Source organism: Kurthia zopfii (assembly GCF_003143955.1).
Lineage (GTDB): Bacteria > Bacillota > Bacilli > Bacillales_A > Planococcaceae > Kurthia > Kurthia zopfii.
The window spans coordinates 1-12,760 of sequence record NZ_QFVS01000012.1 but is presented as its reverse complement, the minus strand read 5'-3'; the positions used below and the strand labels follow the sequence as shown (position 1 = coordinate 12,760).

Sequence of the window (12,760 nt, the reverse complement as noted above, 5' to 3'; positions counted from 1 at the left end):
AGTATGGTGGATTATAAAAGGTCAGAGCCTTTTCGCCATTTACTCGTAACACCTGTTGAAGTTCAATATCAATGTACAGTCAATCAAGTTGCATTTACAAGAGTGGGGAAAATTATTGATATTAGTCCAAGTGGTATTAGTTTGCTCGTACCAGAATTACTCAAAACTGAAGAACTTCAATCGCCAATCGGCCTGTCGTTTTGTTTAGATACGAAATTATTGGAGACAGCTGGGGAAGTACGTTGGAAAAAATATCATGCAGAAGGAATTCAGTATGGGGTCGAGTTAGAAGAGAATGAAGCTTTTGAGCAGTTGATTATTGAAGAGTTAAAGCTACGTCGAAAAAAAGAAATTCAAAGTCAGAAGCAGTAATAGTTTCGAGTAAGTATATTAATGCCATTTTAAAGTTTTATAAATATTCTTCATTTTTTTCTCGTTTAAAAGAGGAGTTCTAGGGGAAATGTAGAATATATAAGTTATAGGCTTATGAAGGAGGAGTTAATATGCTAACATTTAACATTCGTGGTGAAAACATTGAGGTAACTCCAGCGTTAAGAGAATATTGTGAGAGTAAAGTTGTAAAACTTGAAAAATACTTCAATGAAGACATTAACGCTACAGCTAACATCAACCTAAAGGTCTACAATGATCGACGTACAAAGGTTGAAGTAACAATTCCTATGAAGAATTTAACTCTTCGTGCAGAAGATCGAAATGACGATATGTATGTGGCGATTGATCAAATCGTTTCAAAACTTGAACGTCAAATTCGCAAACACAAAACTAAAGTAAACCGTAAATTCCGCAACCGTGAAGGCATCGGCACTTACTTCGCAAACGTTCAGCTTGACCCAGATAAGGTTGCTGCTGACGCTGAGGACGATTTAGAAATCGTTCGTACGAAGCAATTTGATTTAAAACCGATGGATGATGAAGAAGCGATTCTTCAAATGAACCTTCTAGGACATGATTTCTACATCTTCACTGATGCAGAATCAAATGAAACGAACATTGTCTACAAACGTAAAGATGGTAAATACGGATTAATTGAAACGAATTAATTTAGATTTATTTATTCAGTAAATCTATGCATATGCAAAAGGGGAGTCGTGATGAATTACATTGCGATTCCTCTTTTTTGGGGATTTTGAGGTTTTTGGTCAAAGATTAGGGTACATGACAGTAGATTTTCAATTAAGCCGAGTGACAGGTCAACCTCGAAATGTTTCGTGATTGTATTTTTCCTTAGTTATGGAAATTCATAGTAAATTACGTGGCTTTCACTGTATTTAGCAAGAAAGAATGATATACTAATTAAGTCGCTTAAATGGTGTAAAAATTACTAATAAAAGGTACAAATGACATACGATTTTTAATAAATCAGTAGTTATTACAATCGTGTTTTGAAATAACTACTTCGTTCATTTGCACGAATAACTTTAAAAATGATAAAATAAAATATAAGACTATATAGGATGTGAGATTAAATGCTTGGCATATTTAATAAAGTTTTTGATCCGAATAAACGTGAATTAAAAAGAATCGAAAAGATTGCAGACGAAACTGATTCTTATTTAAAAGCAATGGAAGAACTTTCGGATGAACAGCTGAAAGCAAAAACAGAAGAATTTCGTGAGCGTTTAGAAAATGGTGAGACTGTTGACCAAATTCAAAGCGAGGCGTTTGCAGTGATTCGTGAAGCTGCGAAACGTGTTTTAGGAATGTTCCCTTACCGCGTTCAAGTAATGGGTGGTGCTGCTCTAAACGGCGGTAACATCGCAGAAATGAAAACCGGTGAAGGTAAGACGTTAACAGGTACGCTACCAGTCTATTTAAATGCACTAACTGGTAAAGGTGTTCACGTTGTTACAGTCAACGAATACTTATCAGAGCGTGATGCGGAAATTAACCGTCCACTATATGAATTCTTAGGCTTATCAGTAGGTCTAAACTTGAATAGTATGTCAAAAGAAGAAAAACGTGCTGGCTACGCTTGTGATATTACGTACAGTACGAATAATGAATTAGGATTCGATTATCTTCGTGATAACATGGTTCTTTATAAAGAAGAACGCGTTCAACGTCCATTACACTTTGCTGTAATCGATGAGGTCGATTCAATTCTTATTGATGAGGCGCGTACACCGTTAATTATTTCGGGTCAAGCGAACCAATCAGCAGCACTTTACAAGCAATCAAATGCTTTCGTGCGCATGCTTAAAAAAGATGAAGATTACAACTATGATGTAGAATCAAAAGGTGTAACTTTAACAGAACAAGGTATTGAAAAAGCAGAGCGCGCTTTCAATATCGATAACTTATTCGACCTAACTCATGTCGGTTTGAACCACGCGATTAACCAATCTCTACGTGCCCATGTATCAATGCACTTAGATGTTGATTATGTTGTTCAAGATGGCGAAATCATGATCGTAGATGGTTTCACAGGTCGTATTATGAATGGTCGCCGTTACTCTGAAGGGCTTCACCAAGCAATCGAAGCAAAAGAAGGCGTTGAGATTCAAAACGAATCGATGACGATGGCGACAATTACATTCCAAAACTACTTCCGTATGTATGAAAAATTATCTGGTATGACAGGTACAGCGAAAACGGAGGAAGAAGAATTCCGTAACATCTATAACATGGATGTTGTCGCAATTCCAACGAACCGTCCAATCGCTCGTGTCGATCACGCCGATTTAATTTTCTCATCGATTCAAGGGAAATTTAATGCAGTTGCAAAAGATATTGCAGATCGTCATAAAACAGGCCAACCGGTACTAATCGGTACTGTTGCGATCGAAACTTCTGAGCTTTTATCTGCACTATTAACGAAATTACGTATTCCACATAATACTTTAAATGCGAAAAACCATGAATCTGAGGCTGAAATTATTGCTGAGGCAGGTCATAAAGGTGCAGTAACAATCGCAACAAACATGGCTGGTCGTGGTACGGATATTAAATTGGGTGAAGGTGTCGTAGAATTAGGCGGTCTTGCTGTAATCGGTACAGAACGTCATGAATCACGCCGTATCGATAACCAATTACGTGGTCGTGCTGGTCGTCAAGGTGACCCAGGTGCTACTCAATTCTATCTTTCACTTGAAGATGAATTAATGAAGCGTTTCGGTTCAGAAAGCATGAAAGCAATGATGACGAAATTAGGTATGGATGATACACAGCCAATCCAATCTAAAATGGTTTCTAAAGCTGTTGAATCTGCACAAAAACGTGTTGAGGGTAATAACTTTGATGCACGTAAACGTCTATTACAATATGATGATGTATTACGTAAACAACGTGAAATCATCTACAAAGAGCGTTATGCAGTATTAGAAACTGATAATATGCGTGAACTTGTTGAGTCAATGATCCATGAAGAATTACACACTGCGGTAACAACTTATACGCAAGGTGAAACGATGAAAGAATGGAACCTTATGGGCTTAGAAGCTTATGTAGGTAGCACTCTTTTACCTGAAGGCATGGTGACAATTGCTGATTTCGAACATAAAACTGCTGAAGATATCGAAGCAATGTTATTAGAGAAAATCACACAAGTTTACAACGAAAAAGAAGAAGAACTTTCAGAAGAACGTATGCGTGAATTCGAAAAAGTTATCTTACTTCGTGCAATCGATTCGAAATGGATTGACCATATTGATGCAATGGATCAATTACGTCAAGGGATTCATTTACGTGCATATGCACAAATCGATCCATTACGTGAATACGAGCAAGAAGGATTCCGTATGTTCGAAGAAATGGTTGCTGCAATTCGTTCAGAAGTTGCCCGCTTCGCAATGAAAGCTGAAATCCGTTCGAACTTAGAGCGTGAAGAAGTTGCAAAAGGCCAAGCTGTAGCTCCAAACGAATCAGGCGATTCAAAACCGAAGAAAAAACGTCCAATTCGTAAAGAAAAAGAAATCGGACGTAACGACCTTTGCCCATGTGGTAGCGGTAAAAAGTATAAAAACTGTCACGGTGCAGTCGAATAATTTTAAAAGTAAGGGGGAGGTAAGCCAAACTATGCTTTTGGCTTATCTCCCTTTTTAATTAATGGAGGAATGACAATGAGAGAACTATCTGATGTACGTAATATTCTTGATGCCACTGCCAACAAACTAAATGACTTTAGGGGGTCACTTTGACTTAGAAAACAAAGAAGCCCGCATTCAAGAAACGGATGAAATGATGTTAGATCCGAATTTTTGGAATGACCAAAATGCTGCGCAAACTATTATTTCTGAATCAAAAGGATTAAAAGAAGTTGTAAATGAATTCAAGAGATTAGTCGATGATCAAGAAAATCTTGAGATGACTTTAGAGTTATTAAAAGAAGAGCCAGACGAGTCTTTACAAGAGGAACTAGATTCTGAACTTGCTGAATTCGAGAAAGGTATTGCGGAGTATGAGCTACAAATGTTATTAAGTGGTCCTTACGATGCGAATAATGCCATTTTAGAGCTACATCCAGGTGCAGGTGGTACGGAATCACAAGACTGGGGCCAAATGCTGTTACGTATGTACACACGTTGGGCTGAGAAAAATGGCTTTAAAGTGCAAACGCTGGATTATTTGCCAGGGGATGAAGCGGGAATTAAATCGGTTACTTTATCTATTCAAGGGCATAATGCGTACGGATATTTGAAAGCTGAAAAAGGCGTTCATCGTCTTGTGCGAATTTCACCATTCGATTCTGCTGGTCGTCGTCACACGTCATTCGTATCATGTGATGTCATCCCAGAGTTCAATAATGAAATTGAAATTGATGTGCGTAGTGAAGATCTTAAAGTCGATACGTACCGCGCAACGGGTGCAGGTGGTCAGCATATTAACACGACTGACTCGGCAATCCGTATTACGCATATACCAACTGGTGTCGTAGTAACTTGTCAGGCAGAACGCTCACAAATTAAAAACCGTGAAAAAGCGATGAATATGTTAAAAGCGAAATTATATCAATTGAAAGTGGAAGAACAACAAGCTGAAGTTGATGAAATTCGTGGAGAGCAAAAAGAAATTGGTTGGAGTAGTCAAATTCGTTCATATGTATTCCACCCGTATTCAATGGTAAAAGACCATAGAACAAATGCTGAAACTGGTAATGTACAGTCAGTAATGGATGGCGATATTAGTATGTTTATCAATGCATATTTACGCTCCTTAATCGATTAATTGGAATAAAGGGTACTACGTCAATCAAGTATGACGCAGTACCTTTTTCTTATAATTTTGAAATGGCTTTACGGTCGATTTTTGTAAAATTGGCTAGATCAATGTTTTTAATTGCACGCTGATTTAATGAACTATAATGTTGAGAGATGACGTAACTTCTTGCGATTTGCGAATTTAAGCTTGATGTTGAAATTTGTGATTCAAAACTCTTATCGCCATTGAAGAAAATAGTAGCATTTGTTGCTGCACCGACCGAAAAACGCGAGATTTTTCCTAAAACGACCCATGATGTATAGGCGCGATCGGGTGAAAGCGTTGGGAAAAGAACGGTAGGTGTGTCCATAGTGCCAAGGGAAATGGGTAATTTATTTGCCGCTCCAGTAACCTCTTTAGATAGACGTGTACATTCTTCTAACGAAGTTCCAAAAGTTGAGCAACATCTGTTGATGACTCTTCTAGTTGACGCCGACACTAAATACTCACGTTGCTGCTCTGTTACTAATGTACAACGGGAATTGTCGTATAGTGTATAAGGTTCAAATACACAAATTTCATCGTTAAACTGAAAATCCTTTAAAGAAATGATTGCTAAATCTGAATTCGACATATATATACCTCCTTAGAATTATAAAATTACCAATAATTAGGTAATTCATAATTGAAGTATATTTTAATGCCTAGGAAATAGCAATAGGAATAGGAGAAAAGTTTGATATTCAATATTTCGGGTTTTTTTATTTACAGAATTTTTAAACACTTCAAGCATTTATAATTGAAAAATTACAAGGAAAACGTATATAATAGCAAAAAGGTATTCGAGGTGATGAAGATGGAATATCGTTACTCACAGCAGAATTCTCCAAACAATGAACATCCACTTAGTCAAGGGTTGCACGGTCAAGAGTTGTTAAATGACATTTACATCGATTTATTTTTGAAGCAGCTTCTCGCGGATCAGCAAATAGGATTATTGAGAGCAGCTATTGATGACGCATTAGACAAGAGAGATGAGGAAGCGTTCTTACGACATACCGAATCGTTAATTGAATTTCAACAATCACTGGAAGAATAATTTATAGAACAGATAAAAAGAGGGATTGCATCGTCAATTGCTCTTTTTTTCTGTCTATAATCAAAAATATAAAACGTACGTTCGTAAAATAAAAGCGGATATGGTAATATAAATGTACGAGAAATTGTAAGGAGGCAGCAGGAATGAATGAACAATTTGATTTACAATCCCCATACGAGCCTGGTGGAGATCAGCCGGCAGCAATTGCGCAATTAGTAGAGGGTTTAAAAGAAGGCAAGAAGTTTCAAACACTACTAGGTGCGACAGGTACGGGTAAGACTTTTACTGTTTCGAATGTTATTCAACAAGTGAAAAAACCTACGCTTGTGATTGCACATAATAAGACACTTGCTGGTCAATTATATAGTGAATTTAAGGAGTTCTTTCCGAATAATGCTGTCGAATATTTTGTCAGTTATTATGATTATTATCAGCCGGAAGCCTACGTACCACAGACGGATACATTTATAGAAAAAGATGCGAGTATTAATGATGAAATTGATAAATTGCGACATTCTGCAACATCTTCTTTATTTGAGCGAGATGATGTCATTATTATCGCTTCTGTGTCATGTATTTATGGTTTAGGTAATCCGGAAGAATATAAGGAATTGGTACTTTCATTAAGACCAGGCATGGAAATTGAACGGAATCAATTACTGCGAAAATTAGTCGACATCCAATATGACCGCAATGATATCGATTTTTCACGTGGGAAATTCCGTGTTCGCGGAGATGTTGTCGAAATTTTTCCAGCTTCAAGAGATGAACAATGTATTCGAGTGGAGTTTTTTGGAGATGAAATCGATCGGTTGAGAGAGATTGATGCGTTGACTGGCGAAGTGTTAGGAGAGCGAGATCATATCGCCATTTATCCCGCATCCCACTTCGTTACACGTGAAGAAAAGATGAAGGTTGCGATTGAAAATATCGAAGAAGAGTTGAAAGAGCGACTAGAAGAACTTCGTGAAGGCGAGCATTTATTAGAGGCGCAAAGATTGGAGCAACGTACGAATTATGATTTAGAGATGATGCGTGAAATGGGCTTCACATCAGGAATTGAAAACTATTCACGCCATCTTACTTTAAGAGAAGCGGGTGCAACACCTTACACACTCTTAGATTATCTTCCGGAGGATTTTTTATTAATCGTTGATGAGAGTCATGTGACTTTACCACAAGTTCGCGGCATGTATAACGGGGATCAAGCACGTAAAAATGTCCTTGTAGAGCATGGTTTCCGCTTGCCGTCAGCAATGGATAACCGTCCGCTTAAATTTGAAGAATTCGAAACGCATATTCATAATGCGATTTTCGTATCAGCAACACCAGGACCATATGAGATTGAGCATACACCTGAAATGGTCGAGCAAATTATTCGTCCAACTGGATTAGTCGACCCAGAAATTGATGTACGTCCAATCGAAGGACAAATCGATGACTTAATTGACGAAATTCAAGGGCGAGTTGCGAGAAATGAACGTGTATTAATTACAACTTTAACGAAGAGAATGTCAGAAGATTTGACTGATTATTTAAAAGAAATGGGTATCAAAGTTAACTATTTACACTCTGAAATCAAAACGCTTGAACGAATCGAGATCATTCGAGAACTGCGCCAGGGCGTGTATGACGTGCTTGTAGGTATTAACTTACTACGAGAAGGTTTGGACATCCCTGAAGTGTCGTTAATTGCGATTTTAGATGCAGATAAGGAAGGTTTCCTACGTTCTGAACGTTCGCTTGTGCAAATTATTGGCCGAGCAGCGCGTAATGCGAATGGCCATGTCATCATGTACGCAGATAAGATGACGGATTCGATGACGAAAGCGATTGAAGAAACAGATCGTCGTCGCGCGATTCAACAGGCATACAATAAAGAGCATGGCATTACACCGAAAACAATTAGTAAGAAAATTCGCGATGTCATTCGAGCGACTGTGGCTGCGGAAGAGACGGAAGAATATGTAGCGAAAGTAACGGACGGTAAGAAATTAACGAAAGCCGAGAGAACGGCATTGATCGAAGCTTTAGAAACTGAAATGAAAGACGCTGCACGTGCATTAGACTTTGAACGAGCTGCTGAATTGAGAGATACAATATTAGAAATGAAGGCAGAAGGGTGAGAATGAAGTGAAGAATACAGAAATAGTAGTACAAGGCGCGCGTACGAATAATTTAAAAAATATAGATGTCAAAATCCCACGAGATCAACTGGTCGTAATGACCGGTTTATCTGGTTCGGGTAAGTCGTCATTAGCATTCGATACGATTTATGCGGAAGGCCAAAGACGATATGTCGAATCACTATCATCCTATGCGCGTCAGTTTTTAGGGCAAATGGATAAACCAGATGTCGATTTAATTGAAGGGTTGTCGCCAGCCATTTCAATCGATCAAAAAACGACGAGTAAAAATCCGCGTTCAACTGTGGCAACTGTTACTGAAATCTATGATTATATGCGTCTTCTATATGCGCGTGTCGGCAAGCCAATCTGTCCGAATCACGGCATTGAAATCGCTTCGCAAACGGTTCAGCAAATGGTGGATCGTATTAAGCAATATCCAGATCGCACAAAAATGCAGATTTTATCACCGATGATTTCTGGGCGTAAAGGAACACATGTGAAATTAATCGAGGATTTAAAAAAACAAGGGTATGTTCGAGTCAGAATTGATGGCGAAATCCGTGATTTAGACGACAATATTCAACTTGATAAAAATAAAAAGCATAATATTGAAGCGGTAATCGACCGCATCGTTTTAAAAGAAGGAATCGATGCGCGTATTAGTGATTCATTGGAAACGGCTCTACGCTTATCAGAAGGTCGTGCGATGATTGATGTTATGGACGTTGAGGAGCTGTTATTTAGCGAGCATTTTGCGTGTCCAATTTGTGGTTTTTCGGTGGATGAATTAGAACCACGTATGTTCTCATTCAACAACCCATTCGGCGCTTGTCCAACTTGTGATGGACTAGGTACACAACTGAAAGTCGATTTATCATTAGTGATTCCTGATGATACGCTAACTTTAAATCAGGAAGCGATTGCCCCTTGGGTATCCGTAAGTTCTCAATATTATCCGACGTTATTAAAAACAATTTGTGATCATTTCAAAATTGATATGGATACGCCAGTAAAAGATTTACCGAAAAAGCATATGGACATTTTACTGCATGGCTCTGGTGATGAATTAATTCATTTCGTATTTACGAATGATTTTGGCAAAACACGTGCGAAAGATACTCCGTTTGAAGGGATTCTTAAAAATATTGAACGTCGTTTCAAAGAAACTTCTTCTGATTATATTCGCGAACAAATGGAAAAATATATGGCGCAATCACACTGTCCTTCATGTGATGGATTCCGTTTAAAGCCTGAATCATTAGCTGTCCAAGTCGAGCATAAACATATCGGGGAAATTGCGACTTTTTCTATAAAAGAGGCGATTTCATTTTTCGAAACACTTCAATTAAGTGAAAAAGATATGCAAATTGCAAAATTAGTTCTTCGAGAAATTTCTGAAAGACTGTCATTCTTAAATAATGTAGGACTCGATTACTTAACTTTAAACCGTGCATCTGGTTCACTTTCAGGTGGAGAAGCACAGCGAATTCGTTTAGCGACTCAAATCGGTTCACGTTTAACAGGTGTTTTATACATTTTAGATGAACCTTCAATTGGTTTACATCAACGTGATAATGACCGTCTAATCGGTACGCTGAAAGATATGCGTGATCTTGGTAATACATTAATTGTCGTGGAGCATGATGAAGATACGATGATGGCAGCGGATTATTTAATTGATGTAGGGCCAGGAGCGGGTGTGCATGGTGGTGAAATCATGTCCGCGGGTACGCCTGATGAAGTTATGAATGATGACAATTCATTAACAGGGCAATATTTAAGTGGCAAAAAATACATTCCAGTGCCGGTTGAAAGACGTAAGCAAGATGGACGTAAAATTACCATTAAAAAAGCGACGGAAAATAATTTAAAAGGTGTATCAGTCGATATTCCACTTGGTATTTTCACAGCTGTGACAGGCGTTTCTGGTTCAGGTAAGAGTACGCTAATTAACGAGATTCTCTATAAAACATTGGCGCATAAAATCAATCGAGCGAAAGCGAAACCGGGTGCAGTGAAATCTGTCGAAGGCATTGAACAAATCGAGAAAATCATCGAGATTGATCAATCGCCAATTGGACGTACACCGCGCTCAAATCCAGCTACTTATACAGGTGTATTTGATGATGTGCGTGATGTTTATGCGACTACGAATGAAGCGAAAGTGCGTGGATACAAAAAAGGTCGTTTCAGTTTCAACGTAAAAGGCGGTCGCTGTGAAGCTTGTCGTGGCGACGGTATTATCAAAATTGAAATGCATTTCTTACCGGATGTTTACGTACCTTGTGAAATTTGCCAAGGGAAGCGATACAATCGTGAAACACTTGAAGTGAAGTATAAGGATCGCTCGATTTCAGATGTTTTAGAAATGACAGTTGAAGACGGTCTGCAATTTTTCGAGAAAATCCCGAAAATCGCACGTAAGCTGCAAACAATTGTTGATGTCGGATTAGGTTATGTGAAAATGGGGCAGTCTGCGACAACTCTTTCTGGTGGTGAGGCGCAGCGTGTGAAACTTGCTTCAGAGTTGCATAAACGTTCGAACGGGAAATCGATTTACATTTTAGATGAACCAACAACTGGATTGCATGTGGATGATATTGCTCGTTTACTGAAAGTACTGCAAAGATTAGTCGACAATGGTGATACGGTATTAGTTATTGAACATAATTTAGATGTCATTAAAACCGTCGATCACATTATCGATTTAGGTCCAGAAGGCGGGGACAAAGGTGGTACGCTTGTGGCAGTTGGAACGCCTGAAAAAGTAGCTGAAACGAAAGCTTCTTACACAGGTCACTATTTGAAAACTGTATTAGAGAGAGATCGCGAGCGTATGGCAGCCGATTTAGAAAAAGCGACGAATAAATAAATTGAAACTTTTAGAATGTTGATTTCGTATAATAACTAACAAAGTACAAGGAGGCTATTTCAAATGCATGAAGAACGTAAGAGAATTTTAAAATTAGTTGAAAATGGTGTTATTAGTGCTGAAGAAGCGATTGTATTATTAGAAAAGTTAGGTACAACAACAGAACAGAAAGCTCCGATGGCCGATTCTACTAAAGAAAAAGAGACATTCCAAGGTGAATTTACGAAAGAGGAATCTAAGAAAGAAGAAGAAGACCCATTCTTAGATGATCTGAAAAAAGATTTTAATTATTTCAGCACAAAAGTGATGGATTTCGTGGGAGATGCATTGAACAAAGTGACTGGCACGAATTTCTCTACAATGGGTAAAGAAGGTGCTGTTGAATGGACAATTCCATTGGAAGGCACATTCAATAGCATTAGTGTCGATATGCCGAATGGTCAATTGACAGTACGTGATTCAGCGGATGAACGTGCTTATTTAGAAGTGACGTCAACGCCGATTTTACAAATTGGTTCAATGAAAGATCTTACAGAAGAAGAAATTCGCGAACAGTTTAATTACGCTGTAGACGGTGAAACTTTACGCATTCACCATGCGGCAAAAATGATTAAATCTGAAGTGATTGCCTATATTCCAAAAGGCGAGTACAAAAAAATCCGTGCGAACTTATTCAACGGAAGCTTCACAATGCACAATGTAGATGTGGAACAAGTTCGTGTTGAAACTAAAAATGGTTCAATCAAACTGGCGGACATTAAATTCGATTCAATCGAAGTAGAATCAGTGAATGGGAGCATCGACATTCGTGACTTAACAGGTCGTGAACTTGAAGCAGAAACAGTGAATGGCCGCGTCTATGTAGATGGAAAAATTCAATCACTTGAAGGACAATCTGTAAATGGCCATGTCGTATTAACGACACGTGACCATACTGCGAAACTTTTAAAAGGGCAGACTGTCGCAGGTTCAATTGAAGTATATATTCCAAAAGATTTGTCATTAGATGGAGAAGTTTCATCTGCATTTGGCAAAATGGATGTAAAACTGAGCGATGTAGAATTTTTACAAGAATCGAATCAAATGTTTAGTAAAACAACTCGATTCCGTAAATCTTTAGATCATTCAAGCGCACTTTCAATTAAAGGTGAAACAAAAACAGGTAGCGTAATCGTTCGCTACACTTTATAAAATACCTTGTAAGTAGAGGCCACCGTTTTCAAATGGAAATGGTGGTCTTTTTTTGTCATTTTCATATTCATTCAAGAAACAGTGCGGCACTTGTCGGCGGACAGCATTCATTCAAATGCGATTCGTTTTAAAACCTCACCATATAGAATAGAATCAGATTTTATGTTTTCTTAATTACAATTATGGTGAACTACTCGCCACTTAGCTAAACCTTGCGGTTCTTCACGCTTGAAGTGGGAGCTTCTTGGGAATAGAGCGTACTTGCAAGTGTATTTCTTTACTTGCAGCGGTTTCTCTTATTTGACCGAGCTA

General features: G+C 38.2%; 9 protein-coding genes. 8 read left to right on the top strand and 1 reads right to left on the bottom strand.

The window, feature by feature from the left end:
• The first annotated feature begins 3 nt into the window (after positions 1–3).
• The 4 genes from DF281_RS06120 to prfB all read left to right on the top strand — a co-directional run bounded on the left by DF281_RS06120 (position 4) and on the right by prfB (position 5,184).
• Entirely contained in the window at positions 4–372 is a 369-nt protein-coding gene (locus DF281_RS06120) for a PilZ domain-containing protein (RefSeq protein ID WP_166636093.1), read from the top strand.
• Positions 373–503: 131 nt separating this feature from the next.
• A complete protein-coding gene (gene hpf / locus DF281_RS06115) occupies positions 504–1,061 on the top strand; it encodes a ribosome hibernation-promoting factor, HPF/YfiA family (RefSeq protein ID WP_109349372.1) in 558 nt (185 codons plus the stop codon).
• Positions 1,062–1,487: 426 nt separating this feature from the next.
• Positions 1,488–4,004: a preprotein translocase subunit SecA gene (secA, locus tag DF281_RS06110; protein WP_109349371.1), complete on the top strand. Its 2,517-nt coding sequence runs from the start codon at positions 1,488–1,490 to the stop codon at positions 4,002–4,004.
• Between the two features lie 75 nt (positions 4,005–4,079).
• A protein-coding gene (prfB, locus tag DF281_RS06105; RefSeq protein WP_109349370.1) for a peptide chain release factor 2 occupies positions 4,080–5,184 on the top strand; the annotation gives its coding sequence in 2 pieces (ribosomal slippage) (positions 4,080–4,154 and positions 4,156–5,184; 1,104 coding nt in all).
• A 49-nt stretch (positions 5,185–5,233) separates the two neighbouring features.
• Here prfB and DF281_RS06100 read toward each other — a convergent pair.
• Entirely contained in the window at positions 5,234–5,791 is a 558-nt protein-coding gene (locus tag DF281_RS06100; RefSeq protein ID WP_109349369.1) for a competence protein ComK, read from the bottom strand.
• A gap of 222 nt (positions 5,792–6,013) precedes the next feature.
• Between DF281_RS06100 and DF281_RS06095 the strand changes: the two genes are divergently transcribed.
• From DF281_RS06095 to DF281_RS06080, 4 genes are all read left to right on the top strand, one after another.
• Positions 6,014–6,256, top strand: coding sequence for an IDEAL domain-containing protein (locus tag DF281_RS06095; RefSeq protein ID WP_109349368.1), 243 nt, complete (start codon positions 6,014–6,016; stop codon positions 6,254–6,256).
• 143 nt (positions 6,257–6,399) lie between these two features.
• A complete protein-coding gene (gene uvrB / locus DF281_RS06090) occupies positions 6,400–8,382 on the top strand; it encodes an excinuclease ABC subunit UvrB (protein WP_109349367.1) in 1,983 nt (660 codons plus the stop codon).
• A gap of 7 nt (positions 8,383–8,389) precedes the next feature.
• Positions 8,390–11,257, top strand: coding sequence for an excinuclease ABC subunit UvrA (gene uvrA / locus DF281_RS06085; protein ID WP_109349366.1), 2,868 nt, complete (start codon positions 8,390–8,392; stop codon positions 11,255–11,257).
• 63 nt (positions 11,258–11,320) lie between these two features.
• Positions 11,321–12,448, top strand: a complete 1,128-nt coding sequence (locus DF281_RS06080) for a DUF4097 family beta strand repeat-containing protein (RefSeq protein WP_109349365.1) — start codon at positions 11,321–11,323, stop codon at positions 12,446–12,448.
• The last annotated feature ends 312 nt before the right edge of the window (positions 12,449–12,760 follow it).

Coding starts and splice junctions, on each gene's coding strand:
- DF281_RS06100 (WP_109349369.1), bottom strand. CDS start 5,791: ATGTCGAATTCAGATTTAGCAATCATTTCTTTAAAGGATTTTCAGTTT.
- secA (WP_109349371.1), top strand. CDS start 1,488: ATGCTTGGCATATTTAATAAAGTTTTTGATCCGAATAAACGTGAATTA.
- hpf (WP_109349372.1), top strand. CDS start 504: ATGCTAACATTTAACATTCGTGGTGAAAACATTGAGGTAACTCCAGCG.
- DF281_RS06120 (WP_166636093.1), top strand. CDS start 4: ATGGTGGATTATAAAAGGTCAGAGCCTTTTCGCCATTTACTCGTAACA.
- uvrB (WP_109349367.1), top strand. CDS start 6,400: ATGAATGAACAATTTGATTTACAATCCCCATACGAGCCTGGTGGAGAT.
- DF281_RS06080 (WP_109349365.1), top strand. CDS start 11,321: ATGCATGAAGAACGTAAGAGAATTTTAAAATTAGTTGAAAATGGTGTT.
- DF281_RS06095 (WP_109349368.1), top strand. CDS start 6,014: ATGGAATATCGTTACTCACAGCAGAATTCTCCAAACAATGAACATCCA.